A 21,926-nucleotide genomic window follows, 5' to 3' on the forward strand; every position below is an offset into this window, starting at 1 on the left:
CGCATGGATACAGGCCGCCATGGCATCACACGCTCCCACAGGGTTTGTATTTACTCGAGCAGATGATTGTCAGCCCAACTGCGGACTTCCGCGTACGGATACTGCTCCAGCGCCGCATACCCCGAGATCGTCCGCGCCTTCAACTTGGTAAACAGCGGCACGCTGATCCCGCACAGAAAACGCGTCAGGCGCTCCGCCGTCGGCACATGGCCGGTGTGCTGTTCGTGCCTGTGGATAAAATCACCGCACAACGCCGCAAAATTTTTATCCACAAGCGCTGGCAACTCGGGAGGTGCCGGAAGCCGCGCGACATCACCGTGGCACACCGAACAGTGCCCGCAGTGCTCGGGCGCATTGTGGTCGCCGAAGTACTCGGCCAAGCGATAACCCAGGCAGCGCTCAGTGGCGAACAGTTCGAGCATGGCGTGAATCCGCGCGACTTCAGTCTGTTCATGCCGGGTGAAGTACTCGTGCAACTCGGCGCTCAGCACAGCGCTGTCGAAATCGCTGTGCAGCACGTTGTAGACCTCGGTCATCTGCTTGCTCTCAAGCTCGACCCAGCCCTTCTCCTGAAAATAATCCAGCGCCGTCACCACCCGATTGCGCTCAGCCGAATACTGCGTGTACATCGCCTCGAAATTCACCGTGGCCCAGGTACGTGCGCGGCTGGAGGTGTGAATGATGGCCGCGACAAACTCCCTGCGCTCTCCCTCGAAACGCTCAAGCAACGCTTCCGGCTCCAGCAGGTATTTGAAACGGTACTCGGCGTAATAGGCATAGCGCGGAGCAATCAGGCCGCGCAGCTCCATTTGCACCAACAACGTCTTCAGCGGCAGCGTGCGAATGTTGCTCTGATCCGCCAACGGCCCGAGCAGAAACTCCCACTGCCCTTCAGCTGCGGCAGCCTGCATTTCCTCCAGCACACAACGTATCCCCTCGCGCTCCGGGGTATCGCCGTAGACGAAATTTTCCAGCACGTTGAGGCTGTCGCGGTTGGCCAGCACCAGGCAATCCGATGGCTCCCCGTCCCGCCCGGCGCGACCGATTTCCTGACTGTAGTTCTCGATGGATTTCGGCAGGTCGAAATGCACCACGTTGCGGATGTCGCTTTTATCGATGCCCATACCAAAGGCAATGGTCGCGACAATGCAATTGGACTGTCCGGCCATGAAGCGCTTCTGGATCGCCTCGCGCTGATCGTTGGGCAACCCGGCGTGATAGGCCTCGGCCTGTATGCCGTTGCGCCCCAGATGCTCGGCGATGTGCTCGGCGGTTTTCTGCAGCGTGACGTAGACGATGCTCGGCTGGCTCGCGCGCTCGCTCATCCACTCCACCAGCCGCCGGCGCTTGTCCTGGCCACGCACCGGTTCCACCAGCAGATTGAGGTTGGGGCGATAGAAACCGGTGGTCACCACATCTTCGGCGGCGATGGCGAATTTGGCTTGCATGTCGGCGATGACTTTCGGCGTCGCCGTGGCCGTCAGCAGCAGGGTTTGCGGGATGTTGAACTGGCGTTGATAGTCCGGCAGTTTCAGGTAGTCGGGGCGGAAGTTGTGGCCCCACTCCGAGATGCAGTGCGCCTCGTCAATCACCAGCAGCGAGATCGGCACCTGCTGCAAAAAATTGCGAAAACGCTCGTTCTTCAGGCGCTCCACCGAGATCATCAGGATCTTCAATTCACCCGAACGGGCGCGGGCCATCACATCATTGGCGTCATCGCGGCTTTGTGCCGAATCGATGCTGCCGGCACTGATGCCGTGACGCTTGAGGAATGCCAGTTGATCCTGCATCAACGCCAACAGTGGCGAGACCACCAGGGTCAGATGTGGCAGCAACAGTGCCGGCACTTGATAGCACAGCGACTTGCCGGATCCGGTGGGAAAAATCGCTGCCGCTGAACGTCCCGCCAGTACCGCGCTGATCGCAGCTTCCTGCCCGGGTCGAAACTGTGGATAACCGAAAACCTGTTCCAGGGTGTTGTGCATGCGCTGTCACTCCGTTGACCGCTGTGATGCCAACAGCCTAGCGGGCGATCGCAGCGAGTCGAGAAAAGGCCGGGGTCAATTCAATACGGGATGATACAGCCAATAGCGCAGACAACTCGGTCCACTGCAGGAGCGAGCCTGCTCGCGAAGGGGCACAAAACAGCGATACAAACTTACCCGTTCAGGGCCGCAAAACCGCCACTCGCAGTTGCTCGTTCAACACCTGCTCATGCACGCCCTGGCTCTTGCTCGCCCACAACGCATGAGCCGGGCTGATGTCACCGGTGAAGGCCGCCGCCAATTGCCGCAGTTCCGCAACACTGCGCACGCGCGGGCAGAACGGCTGCCCGTCACAGTCAACGCTGGCGTTGCGATAGGTGCTCAGCAAACGATCCCACAGACCGTCACGCACCTGCCTGATCGACTTGAGCTGCACATGCGGCACACCCAGTCGCTGCTCCAGCCCTGCCTCGTCCAGCGCTTCACTGGCGAGCAAGGCCCTGCCGAACATCAACACCTCGGCGCGCGAGGCGGTATCGATGCCAGTCTGGCTGGAGAGCGCATCGGGCCAACCGGTGCGTTCGAGGTCGGCAAACATCCAGCCGTTGCCGGCATCAGACGCCATGGCCAAACGGCAACCACTGGCCCACAGCAATAAAATCGAGGCGATACGTAGCCACTGCATACTCAATTCCCTTTAAGCGCGTATCGGACGTTTGGAAACGTCCTACAGATTCTGGCGCGCACCATACATAGATCTGCCAAGAAACGCCTGTGAATCCTGTGGGAAATTTCTGCGCTAGGGGTTTCACCCCGAAAAAACCGCAAAACCTTGTAGGGCATATGCCCGGCCCTCGGAAAATCCCCTACGAACGGCGTCCATTGCGGCGCTCTTGTGAGTGCTCGCCACGCACTTCTATAGTGGCCGGCGCGACTGACCACTGAATCAGCCCCGCCCGAGTGCCTTTGTAAAGGACAAGCCTCACCATGATTACCCGCTATCGCCCTTTGAAGACTTGCTACAACGAAAACCCCGTATTGGTCATCGATACTCACTCCAGCCATCGCGATCTGCTTGATGCCGCTGACCAGCGACTGCGTGCCGCCAGCGATCTGCTGGAAACCCTTTACTGTTTATGTTTCAAACAGGCCGACGTGAAAGATATACCTAACATCGTCAATGCTCTTTATTTATTAGTGCAGGATGGCTGTGACTTGCTCGAAGTAGCAAAACATAAACCCCAACAACCAGACCGACACTGAAAACAACTAAAATCCAGAAACAACAGAATGCTTTAATAAACAGCCAAAAAAGACCTAAGTTGTTGACTCTTACTTTAACCGAGAGCAACACAATGACTGTTTTAACTATTTTTTTTTGCGGAACTGGTTCCAATAAATTCGACGTCACCCACGAAAACTTCTGGAACGGCGAACTGATTTCCACCTTGGCTGCCAATCATACGGGTTACGAGTTTGCCGAGTGGATCGTGGTCGATGGCCCCGGCAGCGGCAACATGCAGGCCGACGATCTATTTACCAAGACCAAGGAATACGGCATGAGCGGCACCTTGTTCGGCAAGGGCTGGGAAGAAAACGTGTTGCACGCGCTCAATATCATCAAGGGCAAATGCGACTGGCAACGCGAGCAACTGACTGAAGCCGAATACAATCGCCTGAAAGCTGCCGGCATTCCGATCGAAGATGTAAAAGTCGAGGGTTCCTGGTTCTGGCGCAAATATAATTACGGTAATCGCAGCATTACCCAGCAGCAATTACAGGAAGGAATCATCAAAACCCACCGCAAGGATGGTGTTATTCCGACTCAAGTCAATCTCGTCGGTTGGAGCCGGGGCGGCATCAGTTGCCATATGTTGGCCAATGCAATGTTCAAGGACAGTCTGCTGAAAAACATCCCGGTCAATATCTTCGCTCTTGATCCCGTGCCAGGCATTGGTAACTTTCAGGAAGAGCGCGTCAAACTCGCGGGCAATGTCAAAGAGTATGTAGCGTTCTATGCTCGTGACGAACGCTCCAAAGGTTTCAGCTGCGTCATCCCACAGACCGCTACCGGCACTAAAACCTACATCTATCCTATGGCTGGCCGCCACGCCACCATGGCCGGCAATGCCACCAGCAGCGGCGGCGTCCCGACCGGTGCCAGTGATCTGAAAGCGCTGTCCGAGCCCGGACGCATCGTGCGCCACCTCGCCGAAACCTGCCTCAAACGCTGGGGCGTGCAACTGCAAAAAACGTTGAATCTGACCCAGGTCGATCTGGAAAACCTCACCAACGGCATCGCACGCGACGAAGCCAAATACACACTGATGCACAAACATTCCTACACCTACTTCACCGAGCTGGACCAAGGCGAGCGCTACGTTTCGCTGGGCAGCAAAGGTGTACCGTTCACCAGCGTGAAGGGCGAGATCTACAAGCCGGCAACCGGCCTGGCAACCAGCTTGCTGGATATTTCGGCGTATCAGCATTTACGTTGAAAAACGAAGAAAGATCGGTAGGAACGCCCGATGAGATCTTCATCCCGTTCCTACATGCCACGACTCTTTGTCGCCTATCGCGGCTTGAGGTCACAAATCTATAGTCGTGACTGTCGCTGGCAAATCAGCGGCTCGGGCTTGGTCACCTGAATGGATCGTGAAGACGCGTCCGCTGTATGCTGCCGGCACTCAATTGCCTGCAGTTTTATGGTGGCTGTGTTTGGGACACCTTCGGGTGTGCCGGGTCTGTGCACGATCCTCACCGGTTGACCAACCCGAACACAGTCGCCTCCTGTCGCTTGGTCACGATGTGGTGGCTTCACTTGAAGCATTTGAGGATCAACAAAATGAAAACATGGAATCAATTACCCGCTGATCGCTACCGCTCACTCGAATCCAACCTCACCGACACCAAGCCCCTGATCATCGACACAACGGCCAACCCGCAAGACATCCTCGAATGCGCCGTCCAACGCCTGCGCGCCTCCAGCGACCTGCTGAAAACCCTCTACTGCCTCAGCTTCAAACAAGCCGACGTCGAAGACATCCCCCATATCACCCACGCCCTCTATCTGCTGACGCAGGATGGCTGTGACCTGCTGCAGGTCGCGCAGCAGCAGATGCTCGGCTGGAAAGCTCCAGTCTAAGGTTGAGTGATCAGATCGTTCCCATGTTCGACATGAGAACGATCACTTACCAGTCATCTACTCAAATCACTTCAGCATTGCTGAAAAGTAAGCCAATGGCGTACATTTACGATGATTTTTATTGAGACTCGGATCTTTACCCGTCGAGTAAAAGAGCTGCTGGATGATGACACGTACGCCGCTTTTCAGAAGCAACTGGTTGTAAGCCCTTCGATTGGCGATGTAATTGAAGGCACAGGCGGGATTCGCAAAACCCGAATCGCAGCGAAAGGACACGGCAAGCGAGGCGGAGCACGTGTTATTTACTACCACTTCGTTTCGGCGTCACAAATCGGGTTATTGATGATCTACCCTAAAAATGAACAACACGATCTGTCCAGCGATGAGCGTAAAGCACTCAAGGTCTTGATCGAAAAATGGAGATGACCATGAGCAAGTTTTTTGATGAGCTGATGGAAAGTGTGCAAGAGATGGACGAGATCGTACGAGGCGAGCGCACACCTTCTCGCGAATTCCACGTTGATGCATTGCAGGTCAAAGAAATTCGTAAAGCTACCGGTTTGACCCAGACCAAATTTGCGGCACTGATCGACGTCCAACTCGGCACTCTACGAAATTGGGAACAGGGCCGTCGCGAGCCAACCGGGCCGGCAAAAGCTTTGCTCAAGGCCATTCATAACGACCCGGTTCATGTTTTGAATGCATTGGCTCATTGAGAAAATGAACACCCACAAAAAAGCCGCCCCTAAGAGGCGGCTTTTTTATTCACCAGAACTAAGCCTTACAACTTAGGACCCGCAGCCTTGATCGCGTCGCTCACTTCGAACTTCTTGAAGTTCTCGATGAACAGACCGGCCAGCGCCTTGGCAGCTTCGTCGTACGCAGCCTTGTCAGCCCAGGTGTTGCGTGGGTTGAGCAGGTTGGTTTCAACGCCCGGTACGGCCAGTGGCACGTCGAGGTTGATGGTGTCCAAGTGCTCGGTGGCAGCACCGATCAGCGCGCCGCTCTGGATCGCTGCGATCACCGCACGGGTGGTCGGGATGTTGAAGCGTTTGCCGACGCCGTAGCCACCGCCGGTCCAGCCGGTGTTGACCAGGTAGACCTTGGAGCCGAAGCCGCGGATGCGCTTGATCAGCAGTTCTGCGTATTCGCCAGCCGGACGCGGGAAGAACGGTGCGCCGAAGCAGGTGGAGAAGGTCGACTTGATGCCGCTGCCCGAACCCATTTCAGTCGAGCCCACCAGCGCGGTGTAGCCGGACAGGAAGTGGTAGGCCGCTTGTTCTTCGTTGAGGATCGACACTGGCGGCAACACGCCTGTCAGGTCGCAGGTCAGGAAGATCACCGCGTTTGGCTCGCCGCCCAGGTTCTTCTCGGAACGCTTGGCAACGTGCTCCAGCGGGTAGGCCGCGCGGCTGTTCTGGGTCAGGCTGACATCGGCGTAGTCAGCGTGTTTGGCGTCGTCGATGACCACGTTTTCCAGGACTGCGCCGTGCTTGATGGCTTTCCAGATGACCGGCTCGTTCTTCTCGGACAGGTCGATGCACTTGGCATAGCAACCGCCTTCGATGTTGAACACCACGCCTTCGCCCCAGCCGTGTTCGTCGTCACCGATCAGGTAACGGCTCTCGTCGGCGGACAGGGTGGTTTTACCGGTGCCCGACAGACCGAAGAACAGGGTCACGTCGCCTTCTTCGCCGATGTTGGCAGCGCAGTGCATTGGCAGCACGTCAGCGGCCGGCAACAGGAAGTTCTGCACGGAGAACATGGCTTTCTTCATCTCACCGGCGTAACGCATGCCGGCGATCAGCACTTTCTTCTGCGCGAAGTTGATGATCACGCAACCGTCGGAGTTGGTGCCGTCACGCTCAGGCACGCACTCGAAGTTGGCCACGTTGAGCACTTGCCACTCGTCACGACCGGCCGGGTTGTACTGGGCCGGGTTGATGAACAGGCAACGACCGAACAGGTTCTGCCAGGCAGTCTGGGTGGTCATTTTCACGGCCAGGTAGTGATCTTCAGCCGCACCTACATGCACGTGGGAAACAAAGTGCTCTTGCGCGTTGTTGAACGCCTCGACACGAGCCCACAGCGCGTCGAACTTGTCGGCCGGGAACTTGCGGTTGATCGGGCCCCAGGCGATAGCGGCCTGGGTGGAAGGCTCTTCAACGATGAAACGATCGACTGGCGAACGGCCGGTGCGATGACCGGTGCGGACTACCAGAGCGCCGGTATCGGCAAGCTCGCCCTCACCGCGTTGCAGGGCTTCTTTAACCAGATCATCAACACTCAGATCGGTGTACACGGCGTTATTGGCTTGCGTCATGAGGTTCCCCGTCGGCCAGTGGCCGAGTGTGCTCCAAACGTTTTGTAGTAGAAAGTCGTGCACTACTACCGCGAAAAAAGTGGGCCGGATTATGCCAGAAAAGCCCAAAAAGAGTAGGGTCCTCCCGTCGTAACGGCGAAATTCCGTCGTTACGCAGTGAATTTACCTGCGCTGAACCGTTTTAGTGCCGGGTATCTGACGGCGTGTCGACGCCTGCGCCAGCGAACAATTGAGCAATATCGGCCGCATCGAACAGGTAACGCTGGTTGCAGAACTGGCAATCGATCTCGACTTCGCCGCCGCGTTCAGCCACCAGTGCCTGCGCATCTTCCAGACCCAGACTGACCAGCGCATTGCCCGAGCGTTCCCGCGAGCAGCTGCAACGGAAGCGCAGGTTCTGCACATCGAACAGGCGCACCTGCTCTTCGTGGTAGAGGCGATGCAGCACGGTTTCGTTGTCCAGGCTGAGCAATTCATCGGCGGTCAGGGTGCTGGCCAGGGCGGTGATGTGCTGCCAGCTTTCGGCGCGCTCTTCTTCGTCTTTCAGGCGGTCGGCCGGCAGTTGCTGCAGTAGCATTCCGCGAGCACGGCGGCCGTCGGCGAACAGCTTGAAGCGGGTGCCGACCTGTTGCGACATGACGAAATAATTGGTGAAGCACTCGGACAGGGTTTCACCATCGAGGTCGACGATACCCTGGTAACGCTGGCCGATCGTCGGGTCGACGGTCAGGGTCAGGTCACCGCCCGGCATCAGGTCGGCAAGCGTGGCATCCGCAGCGATCTGCTCGGCGTTGTATCGCGCCAGACCACGGATCTCGCGCTCGCTGGAGCATTCGATCATCAGCAGCGGAATCGGCCCTTCGGAGCGTGCCTGCAAAATCAGCAAGCCGTCGAACTTCAGGGTGCCCACCAGCAACGAAGCGGCCGCCATCAGTTCGCCCAGCAACTGCGCGACCGGCTCCGGGTACGGGTGCTTGGCGAGGACTTCGGCGTAGCTGCGTTCCAGCGCCACCAGTTCGCCGCGAGTGTCGCTGTCATCGAAGATGAAGCGTTGGGTGTAGTCGGTATCCGGTAGGTCGGTCATAGGTCTGGGTATCTGAATTGATGACAAAAAGGTTACAAAAGATGAAAATCCCGCGCTTTCTTCGCACCTGTTTGGTGCAAAACGTTCAGCCACGGGAGGCATTTTATGAACAATCCGGGTTTGTTCCAATCAAGGTGGAACCTCGGCCGGCTGGTTCTGTGCAACGTAGTGCCATTAGCACTACTGGCTTTCTGGTTATGGCCTACGGGCCAGATGCTGTGTGTGATTTTCGACGAGTGGCTGTTCCGCTCACTCAATGCACCACTGGCCAGCAACCCCATATGGCTCCACATCTGGGCAATTGCAAGTCTGCGTCCGTTCGACATCGTCGTCGGTCTGATTCTGCTGACGCTGCTGATCAAGGGCGACTGGGTGTTCAAGGCGATTGATGTACGTCGCGCCTTCTTCGGTTTTTTCTCGATTCTGCTGCTGATGGTGGTGATTCGCGCGCTGTTTTCCAAATTCGCCGACTACATGGACTGGCAGCACAGCAGCCCATCGATGGTGCTGGAAGGCGCGGTGCACCTGAGCGACTATTTCCCGCATCTGGAAAAAGCCTGGGAGCTGAAGGATCGCTCGAGCCAGAGCTTCCCTGGTGACCACGCTTCGGTGTTGCTGATCTGGGCGCTGTACATGGGCGTGTTTAGCCGCTCAGTCGGCCAGTTCCTGACAGTCTGGGGCCTGGCGTTACTGTTCATGCTGCCACGTCTGGTGGCCGGCGCGCATTGGGGCCAAGACGATTACATCGGCGGCATGCTGCTGGCGGTGTGGGCGTTGGGCTGGGGTTACTACACGCCGTTTGCCTATCACGCCGCCGACTTCTGGCTGAAGGTGACTGCGCCGATTTTCGCTTTGCTGGGCAAGCTGCCGCTGGTTTCGCGGATGAGTGTGGTGTCTGCCGCGAACTGACAGTTTGCACACACCTGTGGTGAGGGAGCTTGCTCCCGCTTGACTGCGTAGCAGTCACTGAACCAGTCGACTCGGTTGTACTTTGAAATACATGATCGACTGGATTGGGAGTCCTTCGGCCTCCAGCGGGAGCAAGCTTCCTCGCCACAATGGTGCGCCGTGCCGGTCAGTCGCTATTGCTGTTCCCACGAAATTTAAACAGATCCCGCCGCTGCTTCTTGCTCGGTTTGCCGTCGGTACTCACACCTAACGCCCCGGCCTTGCGCATCGCCGCAGCCGCTTCACGTTTGGCAATACTCGCCTCGGTCTCGGTATACAGCGTCTGCGCTTCGGGCGCGCCGCGACGCACGATCGACAAGGCCTCGACCCTCACCGTGCGCTCTTCAAAACCGGTACGAATCTCGAACTCATCGCCAATGCGTGGCTCTTTGCCAGGCTTGCAGCGGTCGCCTCGGCAATGCACCTTGCCACTCTCGATGGCCGCTTTGGCCAGGGCCCGGGTTTTATAAAAGCGCGCCGCCCACAACCACTTGTCGAGACGGACCTTGTCGTCCTCTTCGCTTTTTTGTGCCATGGAATTTCCTCATTCTGAAATATTGATGAACTGTACTACCGTTTCTGTCGTGCCATGAATGACCCCGTCCCGGATTACAATGCACACCTGCCGACACCTGCTTGAGGGGTCGGCGATCCGGGCCGTAGATATCTGTCGCCTTTTAACCCTTATTCTGCGTGAATACCGCGAATTCGGCCGCACGCGGCCCGAGCGGTTTCTGCCGGTTGAGCACCTTTGAAGACATTTGACCATTTGACCGTTGTCGGTCTGCGCGAGTGGGTGGCGCTCCCTGATCTGGGAGTCGCCGGCCTGCGGGCGAAAATCGACACCGGTGCCAGCACCTCCAGCCTGCATGCCACCGACATCGAGCCGTTCGAACGCGACGGCGAGAAGTGGGTGCGTTTCACCGCGCACCTGGGCACGGTGGTGCAGTTGCGTCACCGGCGCTGCGAAGCGCCGCTGGTGACGCGCAAAACCATTAAAAGCTCCAATGGCCAGGCGCAGGTGCGCTATGTGATCAGCACCACCCTGGCCCTCGGTGATCGGGTCTGGGCAGTCGAGTTCACCCTCGCCTGCCGCAAGTCCATGCGCTATCGCCTGTTGCTCGGTTCCAAAGCCCTGATCGATGGCCAACTGGTGGTCAATCCGGGCATCAAATATGTACAAGACAAGCCGGTGTTCCCGGTATCTACCTCCTCCACAGGTGTTGCATGAAGATCGCTGTGCTGTCGCGGAATCCGCGTCTGTATTCCACCCGTCGTCTGGTCGAGGCCGGCACCGAGCGCGGGCATGAAATGGTGGTGATCGACACCCTGCGCGCCTACATGAACATCGCCAGCCACAAGCCGCAGATCCACTATCGCGGCAAGCCGCTGGAAGGGTTCGATGCGGTAATCCCGCGGATCGGTGCGTCGGTGACGTTCTACGGTTGCGCCGTGTTGCGCCAGTTCGAAATGATGGGGGTGTTTCCGCTCAACGAATCGGTGGCCATCGCCCGCTCGCGGGACAAATTGCGTTCGCTGCAACTGCTGTCGCGTCGTGGCATCGGCCTGCCGGTCACCGGTTTCGCTCACTCGCCGGATGACATTCCCGACCTGATCGACATGGTCAACGGCGCGCCGCTGGTAATCAAGGTGCTGGAAGGCACCCAAGGCATCGGCGTGGTGCTGTGCGAAACCGCCACGGCTGCCGAATCGGTGATCGAGGCGTTCATGGGCCTGAAGCAGAACATCATGGTCCAGGAATACATCAAGGAAGCCGGCGGTGCCGACATCCGCTGCTTCGTGGTCGGCGACAAGGTGATCGCAGCGATGAAGCGTCAGGCCAAGCCTGGGGAATTCCGCTCCAACCTGCACCGAGGCGGCAGCGCCAGCCTGATCAAGATCACCCCGGAAGAACGCATGACCGCGTTGCGCGCGGCCAAGGTCATGGGGCTGGCCGTGGCGGGTGTGGATATCCTGCGTTCGAACCACGGGCCGCTGGTGATGGAAGTGAACTCGTCGCCGGGCCTGGAAGGGATCGAGACCACCACCGGCAAGAACGTGGCGGGGATCATCATCGAACACCTTGAGAAGAATGGCGGGCCGAACATGACCCGGACCAAAGGCAAAGGTTGATCCGTTGGAAATATGGCGGCTGACAGGCCGCCTTCGCGAGCAAGCCCGCTCCCACATTTTGGAATGCGTTCCCCCTGTGGGAGCGGGCTTGCTCGCGAAGGGGCCATCAGCCCCGCTGAATATCCCGATCGTCAGACCGCATCGCGCGGCAACATCAACCCCAATGGCAACCGCACCCGCGCTTCCAGTCCGCCTCCGGAGCGGTTGCGCAGCTCGACATTGCCGCCATGCATCGAAGCAATCCGCTTCACGATCGCCAACCCCAGCCCGGTACCCTTCCCGCCCCGGGCACGGTCGCCACGGGTGAACGGGTTGAAGATCGCCTCAAGCTCCGACGGATCGATCCCCGCCCCCCGGTCCATCACGCTCAACACCACGTACGGCGCGCTGGTGTCACCGGACACATAAGCCGCGACCTCGACGCCGCTACCGGCATGGTTCAGGGCGTTGCCGATCAGGTTGTTCAGCAGGCGTTTCATCGACACTCGACGCAGCGGAAACGGCTGGATCGGCTCCAGGCGCAAGCGCACCTTCTCTTCGCTCTGGTTGTACGGCGCGGCCACCTCACGCACCAGATCGCTCAGGTCCACTTCCTCCACCGACTCGTCACGACCGTCGCGAATGAACGCGAGGAACTGATCGAGAATCGCGTCCATGTCTTCGATGTCGCGCACCATGTCATCGGTCAGATCGTTGCGATCACCCATCAGCTCCAGCGACAGACGCAAGCGGGTCAGCGGCGTGCGCAAATCATGGGAGACCCCCGCCAGCATCAGCTCACGTTCACGGCCGGCCTGCTCGACGTCTTCGGCCATCTGGTTGAAGGCGCGATACACCTCGGTCATCTCGCTGGGCGTATCGCTGATCGGCAGGCGCACGCTGCGACCCTGACCGAGTTGCCGCGCGGCATATACCAGACGTTTCAATGGCTGGTTGAGCTGGCTGACGAAAATCCACGCCGAGGCGGTGGACAGCAAGCCGATGGCGAGGAACCAGCCGAGTACGTTCCAGATTTTCTGCCCGCGCAGCGGATGCGGGTACAGCGGCACTTTCAGCCAACCGTCGCCGAGGCTTGGCGCACGCACCCACAGCGCCGGCGGCGAGTGCATGCGCAAACGCACTTCGGTGTCGGCGCCCAGCTCCGCCTGCATCTGCCGCTGATAGATTTCACTGTAAGGCCAGTGTTGTTCGCCCTCCGGTACACCGGCGCCGACTACCCGGATCAGGGTTGCGGCATCGGCAATCTTTGCGCGATTTTCTTCATCGGCCGCCCAATAGGCGCGCAGCGTCAGGGCGACGCCGTGGCTGTATTGGCGATCCACCAGCACGTCCTCGTTCATCAACAGATAAACCAGGGTCAGCGCCTTGGAAAACAGCACGACGATGAGCACCAGCCACAGGGTGCGGGAGAAAAAACTTTGGGGGAACCAGACGGGGGTTTTCATCGATAACCGTTACACACTTGCAGGAGCGAGCCATGCTCGCATATTGCGGATTGCGAGTCTGCGTAGAGGGTCGATCAACCCGATCTGCGCAGACCCGCTCCTACAAATCGCCGATCACTTGGTGGCGGCGCCATCCGGTACGAACACGTAGCCCACGCCCCAGACCGTCTGGATGTAGCGCGGTTTCGACGGATCCGGTTCGATCATCCGGCGCAGACGGGAAATCTGCACGTCGATGGAACGCTCCAGGGCATCCCACTCGCGACCACGGGCCAGGTTCATCAGTTTGTCGCGGGTCAGCGGCTGACGCGCGTTCATTACCAGCGCCTTGAGTACCGCAAACTCACCGGTGGTGAGCATGTGCACTTCTTCGCCACGTTTCAGCTCGCGGGTCGCCAGCGACAGCACGTAATCACCGAAGGTGACGTTTTCGTCTTCGCTGCCCGGCGCGCCCGGCACCGGTGCGGCCTGACGACGCAGAACCGCTTTGACCCGCGCCATCAGCTCGTCCGGGTTGAACGGCTTGGCCAGATAGTCATCGGCGCCCAGTTCCAGGCCCTTGATGCGGCTCATCTCATCGCCCTTGGCGGTGAGCATGATGATCGGAATCTGATTATTCGCCGCCCGCAGGCGACGGCATGCGGTCAGGCCGTCTTCGCCCGGCAGCATCAGGTCGAGGACGACCAGATTGAACACTTCACGCGACAGCAGACGGTCCATTTGCTCGGTGTTCGGTACGGCACGGGCACGGTAGCCCTTGCTGACGAAGAAACGTTCCAGCAGGCTGCTCAGCCCCGGATCGTCGTCAACAATTAGAATTTTTTCGCCTTCAGCATTGTTTGCAGTGCTGCTCATTGGATGCTCCTTTTAGCTCGGCGCGCATTATGGCGTAGCTGCCGTTATACGCACCGTGTGCATTGTTAGCAGATTTTTCCTTCACTGCCAGAAAACCGGGGTTTCTACCTACAGACTGCTACACCCCCGAATGACAGAACGCTGGTTATAATGCGCGGCGTTTTGTGCCAGGCAACGTCTGAATCGTTACCGCAGGTGGCCGCGATATTTTCCGGGCCTGCGCAGTAATTATTCGATTTCACGGGTCAATGGGGTGCCTTTTGACCCAGGCAGCGGCAATTTTCTAGCCGCTCAACCAGACTCCGGGCCTTTATTTCCGTGCCTGCGAGCCTGCTTTCACAATATGTCAGGTGGTTTTATGGACAGCATCAACAGCCGCATCGCCGAGGAACTCGGCGTACGCCCGCAACAGGTCGAAGCGGCCGTCGCGCTACTCGATGAAGGCTCTACCGTTCCCTTCATCGCCCGTTACCGGAAAGAAGTCACCGGCAGCCTCGATGACACCCAGTTGCGTCATCTGGAAGAGCGTCTGCGCTACCTGCGAGAACTCGACGAACGGCGCATCAGTATCCTCGCCAGCATCCAGGAGCAGGGCAAACTCACCCCTGCCCTCGAACGCGACATCAAGCTCGCCGACACCAAGACCCGCCTCGAAGACTTGTACCTGCCGTACAAGCAGAAGCGCCGCACCAAGGGCCAGATTGCCCTGGAAGCCGGCCTCGGCGAGTTGGCCGATGGCCTGTTCAACGACCCGAGCCTGACGCCAGAAACCGAAGCCGCACGCTTCGTCGACGCCGAGAAAGGCGTAGCCGATGTGAAAGCTGCGCTGGAAGGCGCCAAGTACATCCTGATGGAGCGTTTCGCCGAAGACGCCAGCCTGCTGGAAAAGCTGCGCAACTTCCTCAAGCAGGAAGCGACCATCAGCGCCCGCGTGATCGCCGGCAAGGAAGAAGAAGGCGCGAAGTTCCGCGATTACTTTGAACACGACGAGCCGCTGAAAAGCATGCCGTCGCACCGCGCACTCGCGATTTTCCGTGGCCGCAACGAAGGCATCCTCAGCTCCGCGCTGAAAGTCGGCGACGAACTGCCGGGCACCATGCACCCGTGCGAAGGCATGATCGGCCAGCAATTCGGCATCCAGAACCAGAACCGCCCCGCCGACAAATGGCTCGGTGAAGTGGTGCGCTGGACCTGGAAGGTCAAGCTCTACACCCACCTCGAAACCGACCTGCTCGGCGAGCTGCGCGACGGTGCCGAAACCGAGGCGATCAACGTCTTCGCCCACAACCTGCACGACCTGCTGCTGGCCGCGCCGGCCGGCCCGCGCGCCACCCTGGGCCTCGACCCGGGCCTGCGTACCGGCTGCAAAGTCGCGGTAGTCGACTCCACCGGCAAGCTGCTCGATCACGCCACGGTTTACCCGCACGTGCCGCACAACAAGTGGGACCAGACCATCGCCATTCTGGCCGCTCTGTGCGCCAAGCACTCGGTTGACCTGATCGCCATCGGCAACGGCACCGCCAGCCGCGAAACCGACAAACTGGCAATCGAGCTGATCAAAAAGTATCCAGCGATGAAGATGACCAAGGTCATGGTCTCCGAGGCCGGCGCCTCGGTGTACTCGGCGTCGGAACTGGCGGCCAAGGAATTCCCGGACCTGGACGTGTCGATCCGAGGCGCGGTGTCGATTGCTCGCCGCTTGCAGGATCCACTGGCCGAACTGGTGAAGATCGATCCGAAATCCATCGGTGTCGGCCAGTACCAGCACGACGTGTCGCAGCTGAAACTGGCGCGTGGTCTGGATGCGGTGGTCGAGGACTGCGTAAACGCCGTCGGCGTCGATGTAAACACCGCCTCGGTGGCCTTGCTGGCGCGGATCTCCGGCCTCAACGCGACTTTGGCGCAGAACATCGTCGCTCACCGTGACGAGCACGGTGCGTTCAAGACCCGTGCGGCGCTGAAGAAAGTCGCGCGTCTGGGCGAGAAAACTTTCGAACAGGCCGCAGGCTTCCTGCGCGTGATGAATGGCGACAACCCGCTGGATTCTTCCGCTGTTCACCCTGAAGCCTATCCGCTGGTACAGCGCATCGCCGCTGAAACCGACCGCGACATTCGCTCGCTGATCGGCGACGCCGCGTTCCTCAAGCGTCTGGACCCGAAGAAGTTCACCGACGAGACCTTCGGTCTGCCCACCGTCACCGACATTCTGCAAGAACTGGAAAAACCGGGTCGCGACCCGCGTCCGGAGTTCAAGACCGCCGAGTTCCAGGAAGGCGTCGAAGACCTGAAAGACCTGCAACTGGGGATGATCCTCGAAGGCGTCGTCACCAACGTGACCGCGTTCGGCGCGTTCGTCGACATCGGCGTGCATCAGGACGGCCTGGTGCACATCTCGGCGTTGTCGGAGAAGTTCATCAAAGACCCACGCGAAGCGGTGAAGGCCGGTGACGTGGTGAAAGTGAAGGTCATGGAAGTCGACATCCCGCGCAAACGCGTCGGCCTGTCGATGCGCATGAGCGACACCCCGGGCGAGAAAATCGACGGTGCCCGTGGTTCGCGTCCGGGCTCGGCACCGCGCCAGTCGTCCAACAACGCGCCACGCAAGGAAACGGCCACAGCCGCACCGGTGAACAACGCCATGGCTTCGCTGTTCGCCAACGCCAAGCAGTTGAAGAAACGCTGATGGAAGTTCCGGCCGGGCTCGTCGAGAGCGCGTTTTTCAAGCTGTTGGGCTGCCGCCTGCACAGCCTGGAAACCGGGGTGGCGCAAGTCGTCCTGGTGCTGGAACCACAACTGCGCAATCGCGGCGGCAAGTTGCACGGTGGCGCGCTGTTCAGTCTGGTCGATATCGCCATGGGGCTGGCCTGTTCCAGCACCCACGGCTTCGATCAGCAGAGCGCGACCATCGAGTGCAAGATCAACTACATCCGCGCCGTATCCGACGGTGAGGTGCTGTGCACGGCGCGGGTCATCCACCCGGGCCGCCGCACGCTGGTGGTCGAGGCCGACGTGATGCAGGGCGACAAACTGGTCGCAAAAGCGCAAGGCACGTTCGCTGTCCTGTAGATGTTGTTCATCATTTTGAGTTAATTTCGGCGCTGTGATCGCAGCGTCGAGCTTTTCTGTGAGAGCGGGCTTGCTCGCGAAGGGGGCGTGTCAGTGTGCATGGCAGTGACTGATACACCGCATTCGCGAGCAAGCCCGCTCCCACAGGGACCGCATAATCTTCGCGTGCATCTGCCAGATTCAGGGATTGAAGTCGGCGGTTCGAAAGGGGCTTCGTGAGCCCAAAAAACCAGGCGAAAACGCCAGTTTCAACTTCACCCTTGTAGACCGTCCTGCCCACCCCCATATTGGGGCGACTGACGCGTGAAGGAATCCAAATTGAGCGAACTTCTCAACCGCCGCCTGGCTCTGCTCGGCGAGCGCGCCAACCTCTCTCTGCTCGAACAGTGCCTCCACGGTATCGAACGTGAATGCCTGCGCGTGACCAGTGAAGGTCGTCTGGCGCAAACGCCGCACCCGGAAGCCTTGGGTTCCGCGCTGACCAATGAACAGATCACCACCGACTATTCCGAGTCGCTGCTGGAATTCATCACCCCCGCCCTGCCCGATCCGGCCGATACGCTGGCGAGCCTGGACAAGATTCATCGCTTTGCCTACAGCAAGCTCGGCAACGAGTACCTGTGGAGTCCATCGATGCCGTGCCCGTTGCCGGCCGAGGAAGACATCCCGATCGCCTATTACGGCACCTCCAACATCGGTCAGCTCAAGTACGTCTACCGCAAGGGCCTGGCCCTGCGGTACGGCAAGACCATGCAGTGCATCGCCGGGATTCACTACAACTTTTCCCTGCCGGAAAAGCTCTGGCCGCTGCTGCGCGAAGCCGAGGGTTACGTCGGCACCGACCGCGATTTCCAGTCGTCGTCGTACATCGCGCTGATCCGTAACTTCCGCCGCTACAGCTGGCTGCTGATGTACCTGTTCGGGGCTTCGCCGGCGCTGGATGCCGGTTTCCTCCGTGGGCGCTCGCATCAACTGGAACAGCTCGATCCGGATACTTTGTATCTGCCGTACGCCACCAGCCTGCGCATGAGCGACCTCGGTTACCAGAGCAACGCCCAGGCCGGCCTGACGCCGTGCTACAACGATCTGGCGAGCTACACCGACAGCCTGCGCAAGGCCGTGGCCACGCCATACCCGCCGTACGTGGAAGTCGGCACGCACCAGGATGGCGAGTGGGTACAGCTCAACACCAACATCCTGCAGATCGAAAACGAGTACTACTCCAACATCCGCCCGAAACGCGTGACCTACACCGGCGAGCGGCCGATCCAGGCCCTGATGGCCCGGGGCATTCAGTACGTCGAAGTGCGTTGCCTGGATATCAACCCGTTCCTGCCGATGGGCATCGACGTCACCGAATCGCGCTTCCTCGACGCGTTCCTGCTGTATTGCGCGCTGAACGACAGTCCGCTGCTGACCAACACTTCGTGCGGAAATGCCACTTCGAACTTCCTCAGCGTGGTCAAGGAAGGTCGCCGTCCGGGCCTGCAATTGCAGCGTGACGGTGAAGCGGTCGAATTGAAGGTTTGGGCAGCCGAGCTGCTGGAAAAAATCGCACCGCTGGCGGCCCTGCTCGATCAGAGCCATGGCGGCGACGCACACAGCAAGGCGCTCGACGCGCAACTGGCCAAGGTCAAGGATTCGTCCCTGACCCCATCGGCCCAAGTGCTGGCGACCATGGCCGAGCACAAGGAAAGCTTCGCGCAATTCTCCCTGCGCCAGAGTCAGGCGCATGCCGAGTTCTTCCGCAGCGAGCCATTGGCTGCTGATGAACAGGCGAAGTTTGAAGAGCTGGCGCGTTCGTCGCTGGCGCAACAGGCTGAGCTGGAGCAGAACGAGGTTGGCGATTTCGATGTGTTTGTCGGGTCGTATCAGGCGAGCATTCTGGCGATCAGTAATTAAAAGCCCCTCACCCTAACCCTCTCCCGGAGGGAGAGGGGACTGATTCAGGTGCTCTTGAGATTGACGCCGACCTGAAATATCCAGCCGAACTCAGGCCTTGAAAAGCATAAAGATCGGCTCCCTTTCCCCCTCGCCCCCTTGGGGGAGAGGGTTGGGGTGAGGGGGTAAAGACCTAACGTCTGACACAAGATCCGAAGTATCCACAATCCCTCACGCCTTAGATTTTTCCGCTCATAAGCTAAGTCTAAAAAGTTATTTATTTTTAGATTCTTAGATCATTTAGTCTCCTTTCACGCCGATCGTCGGTCGCCTGATTTGGAGCACTCCCCCATGAAACTGAATTTCCCGCTTCGCCTGCTGGCCGTGGCCTCGTTGGCTGCTGCGAGCTTTCTGGCGCAGGCCGCCGACCTTACCGTCGCCTACCAGACCACCGTCGACCCGGCGAAAGTCGCCCAGGCCGATGGCGCCTACGAAAAAGCCACCAAGGCCGACATCAGCTGGCGCAAGTTCGATAACGGCGCCGACATCATCGCTGCCATCGCTTCCGGTGACGTGCAGATTGGCTACCTCGGTTCCAGCCCGTTGACCGCCGCCATCACCCGCAAGGTTCCGGTGGAAACCTTCCTCATCGCCACCCAGATCGGCGCCGCTGAAGCACTGGTCGCTCGCGACGGTTCCGGGATCAAGACCCCGCAGGATCTGGTCGGCAAGAAAATCGCCGTGCCGTTCGTGTCCACCGGTCACTACAGCCTGCTCGCCGCGCTGAAGCACTGGAACATCGATCCGTCGAAAGTCACCGTGCTCAACCTCGCCCCGCCAGCGATCATCGCCGCGTGGAAACGCGGTGATATCGACGCCACTTACGTGTGGGATCCGGCGCTCGGTGTGGCCAAGGAAAACGGTAAAGTGCTGATCACTTCCGGCGAACTGGCCAAGTTCGGCGCGCCGACCTTCGATGCGTGGATCGTGCGCAAAGACTTCGCCGAGAAACACCCGGAAATCGTCACCGCGTTCGCCAAGGTCACCCTCGACGCCTACGCCGATTACCGCAAGGCTCCCAAAGCCTGGCTCGCCGATCAGTCCCACGTCGACAAGCTGGTGAAGCTCTCCGGCGCCAAGGCCAGCGACATTCCATTGCTGCTGCAAGGCAACGTCTACCCGCTGGCGGCTGATCAGGTGATCACACTCGGCGCGCCGACCACCAAAGCCATTACCGACACCGCCGTGTTCCTCAAGGAGCAAGGCAAGGTCGAAGCCGTACTGCCGGACTACGCGCCGTACGTCAGCGCCAAATACATCACCAATTGATCGGGAGTGGACTGCGATGGCCTTGCTACAGCTGGAGCGCATCAGCGCACAGTACCCGGGCAGCCCGGAACCGGTGCTGGCGGACATTTCCCTGACCCTCGGGCCTCAGCAATTGCTGGTCGCCCTCGGCCCGTCCGGCAGTGGCAAGACTTCGCTGTTGAACCTGATTGCCGGCTTCGTCGAACCCAGCGCCGGGCGCATCACCCTCGACGGCGTGCCGGTCAAAGGCCCGAGCGCCGAACGTGGCGTGGTGTTTCAGGATGACGCCCTGCTGCCCTGGCAGGATGTGTTGGCTAACGTGGCTTTCGGTCTGGAGCTGGCGGGTGTCGCCAAAGACAAACGTGAAAAGATCGCCCGGGAAATGCTCGCACTGGTTGATCTCTCGGGGTTCGAAAGCCGCCGCATCTGGCAACTCTCCGGAGGCCAGAAACAGCGCGTCGGCCTGGCCCGCGCCCTCGCCGCCGACCCGCGCGTGCTGCTGATGGACGAACCTTTCGGCGCCCTCGACGCATTCACCCGCGAGCAGATGCAGGAGCTGTTGCTGCAAGTCTGGCAGCGCACTGCAAAACCGGTGTTCCTGATTACCCACGACATCGAAGAAGCGGTATTCCTCGCCACCGACCTGATTCTGCTGGCGCCGAATCCGGGGCAGATCGTCGAGCGTCTGCAGCTGGATTTCGGTCAACGCTACGCTGCCGGTGAGTCGGCGCGGGCGATCAAATCCGACCCGCGTTTTATCGAAACCCGCGAGCACGTGCTGAGCAAAGTGTTCTCGCAACGCAGCGCCGTACAACGGCAGGAGCGCGCATGAGCAGTTACGACGTTTCCGCCCCGGTAGTGAAAACCCCATCGGTGGCGATACCGCAGCGCCGCAACCTCAGTACGCGGTGGATCAGCCTGCTGACCCTGTTCGCCTTGCTGGTGATCTGGTGGGCCGTGACTGCCACCGGTTTGATCGAACCGCTGTTCCTGCCGCCACCGTCCGCCGTGCTGCAAAAAGGCTGGTTGCTGGCGACCACCGGTTACATGGATTCAACTCTGTGGCAGCACCTGGGCGCGAGCCTGAGCCGCATCGGTCTGGGCCTCGGTTTCGCGATTTTGACCGCGGTGCCGGTGGGCATCGCCATCGGCGCCAACCGTATTGCCCGTGGTGTGCTTGATCCGTTGATCGAGTTCTACCGGCCGATTCCGCCATTGGCTTATCTGCCGCTGATCGTGATCTGGTGTGGCATCGGCGAGTTGTCGAAAGTGCTGCTGATCTACTTGGCGATTTTCGCGCCGATCGCCATCGCTACCGCGACCGGCGTGCGCACCGTTGACCCGGCGAAATTGCGCGCTGCGCAGTCGCTCGGTGCCACTCGCGCACAACTGATCCGCCATGTGATTTTGCCCAGCGCCCTGCCGGACATTCTCACTGGTGTGCGCATTGGTCTGGGTGTTGGCTGGTCGACCCTGGTCGCCGCCGAACTGATCGCCGCCACCAGCGGTTTGGGGTTCATGGTGCAGTCGGCTGCGCAATTTCTGGTCACCGATGTGGTGGTGCTGGGGATTCTGGTGATCGCCCTGATCGCCTTCGCCATGGAAATGGGCCTGCGTGCCCTGCAGCGCAAACTGGTGCCGTGGCACGGCCAGGCGCATTGAATACTTGCCATCCAAAACCTGTGGGAGCGGGCTTGCTCGCGAATGCGGTGTATCAGTCACAGAAATGTCTTCTGACACACCGCATTCGTCG

The 21,926-nt window shown here is 59.6% G+C and carries 21 protein-coding genes; 14 read left to right on the forward strand and 7 right to left on the reverse strand.

Annotation, left to right across the window (positions count from 1 at the left end; translation table 11 throughout):
• Positions 1–50 precede the first annotated feature (50 nt).
• Positions 51–1,985 (reverse strand): ATP-dependent DNA helicase RecQ, encoded by a 1,935-nt coding sequence (locus KCG87_RS05760; RefSeq protein ID WP_210556838.1) that lies wholly within the window; start codon positions 1,983–1,985, stop codon positions 51–53.
• Between the two features lie 181 nt (positions 1,986–2,166).
• The gene (locus KCG87_RS05765) at positions 2,167–2,670 is read right to left on the reverse strand and encodes a polysaccharide deacetylase (protein WP_098966697.1); all 504 of its coding nucleotides are present in this window, start codon (positions 2,668–2,670) and stop codon (positions 2,167–2,169) included.
• A 302-nt stretch (positions 2,671–2,972) separates the two neighbouring features.
• Between KCG87_RS05765 and KCG87_RS05770 the strand changes: the two genes are divergently transcribed.
• From KCG87_RS05770 to nadS, 5 genes are all read left to right on the forward strand, one after another.
• On the forward strand, positions 2,973–3,248 hold the full coding sequence (locus tag KCG87_RS05770) for a hypothetical protein (RefSeq protein WP_098966695.1): 276 nt from the start codon (positions 2,973–2,975) through the stop codon (positions 3,246–3,248).
• Between the two features lie 92 nt (positions 3,249–3,340).
• Positions 3,341–4,483 carry a hypothetical protein gene (locus tag KCG87_RS05775; RefSeq protein ID WP_135294747.1) on the forward strand — a complete coding sequence of 381 codons (1,143 nt, stop codon included), beginning with the start codon at positions 3,341–3,343 and terminating at the stop codon, positions 4,481–4,483.
• A 347-nt stretch (positions 4,484–4,830) separates the two neighbouring features.
• The gene (locus KCG87_RS05780) at positions 4,831–5,130 is read left to right on the forward strand and encodes a hypothetical protein (protein ID WP_134785191.1); all 300 of its coding nucleotides are present in this window, start codon (positions 4,831–4,833) and stop codon (positions 5,128–5,130) included.
• Positions 5,131–5,241: 111 nt separating this feature from the next.
• Positions 5,242–5,556 (forward strand): type II toxin-antitoxin system RelE/ParE family toxin, encoded by a 315-nt coding sequence (locus KCG87_RS05785; protein ID WP_011331970.1) that lies wholly within the window; start codon positions 5,242–5,244, stop codon positions 5,554–5,556.
• Positions 5,557–5,558: 2 nt separating this feature from the next.
• Complete coding sequence (gene nadS / locus KCG87_RS05790; RefSeq protein WP_098966690.1) at positions 5,559–5,846, forward strand: NadS family protein; 288 nt, start codon at positions 5,559–5,561, stop codon at positions 5,844–5,846.
• A 65-nt stretch (positions 5,847–5,911) separates the two neighbouring features.
• Here the strand turns inward: nadS and KCG87_RS05795 are convergent, their stop codons facing one another.
• Together KCG87_RS05795 and hslO are read right to left on the reverse strand one after the other, a co-directional pair.
• Positions 5,912–7,453 carry a phosphoenolpyruvate carboxykinase gene (locus KCG87_RS05795; RefSeq protein WP_027611209.1) on the reverse strand — a complete coding sequence of 514 codons (1,542 nt, stop codon included), beginning with the start codon at positions 7,451–7,453 and terminating at the stop codon, positions 5,912–5,914.
• Positions 7,454–7,634: 181 nt separating this feature from the next.
• The gene (hslO, locus tag KCG87_RS05800; protein WP_098966688.1) at positions 7,635–8,537 is read right to left on the reverse strand and encodes an Hsp33 family molecular chaperone HslO; all 903 of its coding nucleotides are present in this window, start codon (positions 8,535–8,537) and stop codon (positions 7,635–7,637) included.
• Positions 8,538–8,642: 105 nt separating this feature from the next.
• Here hslO and KCG87_RS05805 point away from each other — a divergent pair, with 105 nt between their 5' ends.
• Positions 8,643–9,446 carry a phosphatase PAP2 family protein gene (locus KCG87_RS05805; RefSeq protein WP_210556843.1) on the forward strand — a complete coding sequence of 268 codons (804 nt, stop codon included), beginning with the start codon at positions 8,643–8,645 and terminating at the stop codon, positions 9,444–9,446.
• Between the two features lie 166 nt (positions 9,447–9,612).
• Here the strand turns inward: KCG87_RS05805 and KCG87_RS05810 are convergent, their stop codons facing one another.
• The gene (locus tag KCG87_RS05810) at positions 9,613–10,020 is read right to left on the reverse strand and encodes an RNA-binding S4 domain-containing protein (RefSeq protein WP_098966686.1); all 408 of its coding nucleotides are present in this window, start codon (positions 10,018–10,020) and stop codon (positions 9,613–9,615) included.
• A 234-nt stretch (positions 10,021–10,254) separates the two neighbouring features.
• On the opposite strand from KCG87_RS05810, the gene KCG87_RS05815 reads away from it, so the two are divergent.
• Together KCG87_RS05815 and rimK are read left to right on the forward strand one after the other, a co-directional pair.
• Complete coding sequence (locus KCG87_RS05815) at positions 10,255–10,716, forward strand: ATP-dependent zinc protease (protein ID WP_007964698.1); 462 nt, start codon at positions 10,255–10,257, stop codon at positions 10,714–10,716.
• Positions 10,713–11,618 carry a 30S ribosomal protein S6--L-glutamate ligase gene (gene rimK / locus KCG87_RS05820; protein WP_007949201.1) on the forward strand — a complete coding sequence of 302 codons (906 nt, stop codon included), beginning with the start codon at positions 10,713–10,715 and terminating at the stop codon, positions 11,616–11,618. Before KCG87_RS05815 ends, rimK begins: the two co-directional genes overlap by 4 nt.
• A gap of 131 nt (positions 11,619–11,749) precedes the next feature.
• Here rimK and KCG87_RS05825 read toward each other — a convergent pair whose 3' ends face one another.
• Both KCG87_RS05825 and ompR read right to left on the reverse strand, forming a co-directional pair.
• On the reverse strand, positions 11,750–13,063 hold the full coding sequence (locus KCG87_RS05825; protein WP_027611205.1) for an ATP-binding protein: 1,314 nt from the start codon (positions 13,061–13,063) through the stop codon (positions 11,750–11,752).
• Between the two features lie 114 nt (positions 13,064–13,177).
• Positions 13,178–13,918, reverse strand: a complete 741-nt coding sequence (gene ompR / locus KCG87_RS05830; RefSeq protein WP_003220637.1) for a two-component system response regulator OmpR — start codon at positions 13,916–13,918, stop codon at positions 13,178–13,180.
• 358 nt (positions 13,919–14,276) lie between these two features.
• Between ompR and KCG87_RS05835 the strand changes: the two genes are divergently transcribed.
• From KCG87_RS05835 to tauC, 6 genes are all read left to right on the forward strand, one after another.
• Positions 14,277–16,601 carry a Tex family protein gene (locus KCG87_RS05835; RefSeq protein ID WP_098966684.1) on the forward strand — a complete coding sequence of 775 codons (2,325 nt, stop codon included), beginning with the start codon at positions 14,277–14,279 and terminating at the stop codon, positions 16,599–16,601.
• Positions 16,601–16,984, forward strand: a complete 384-nt coding sequence (locus KCG87_RS05840) for a PaaI family thioesterase (RefSeq protein ID WP_134785189.1) — start codon at positions 16,601–16,603, stop codon at positions 16,982–16,984. The genes KCG87_RS05835 and KCG87_RS05840 overlap by 1 nt, the downstream gene beginning before the upstream one ends.
• A 318-nt stretch (positions 16,985–17,302) precedes the next feature.
• Positions 17,303–18,886 carry a glutamate--cysteine ligase gene (gene gshA, locus KCG87_RS05845; protein ID WP_210556845.1) on the forward strand — a complete coding sequence of 528 codons (1,584 nt, stop codon included), beginning with the start codon at positions 17,303–17,305 and terminating at the stop codon, positions 18,884–18,886.
• 330 nt (positions 18,887–19,216) lie between these two features.
• Positions 19,217–20,194 carry a taurine ABC transporter substrate-binding protein gene (gene tauA, locus KCG87_RS05850; RefSeq protein WP_210556847.1) on the forward strand — a complete coding sequence of 326 codons (978 nt, stop codon included), beginning with the start codon at positions 19,217–19,219 and terminating at the stop codon, positions 20,192–20,194.
• A 16-nt stretch (positions 20,195–20,210) separates the two neighbouring features.
• Positions 20,211–21,005, forward strand: coding sequence for a taurine ABC transporter ATP-binding subunit (gene tauB / locus KCG87_RS05855; RefSeq protein ID WP_098966679.1), 795 nt, complete (start codon positions 20,211–20,213; stop codon positions 21,003–21,005).
• A complete protein-coding gene (tauC, locus tag KCG87_RS05860; protein ID WP_210556849.1) occupies positions 21,002–21,835 on the forward strand; it encodes a taurine ABC transporter permease TauC in 834 nt (277 codons plus the stop codon). The genes tauB and tauC overlap by 4 nt, the downstream gene beginning before the upstream one ends.
• Positions 21,836–21,926: the final 91 nt, after the last annotated feature.

This window comes from Pseudomonas sp. MWU347, assembly GCF_017947305.1.
Classification (GTDB): domain Bacteria; phylum Pseudomonadota; class Gammaproteobacteria; order Pseudomonadales; family Pseudomonadaceae; genus Aquipseudomonas; species Aquipseudomonas putida_A.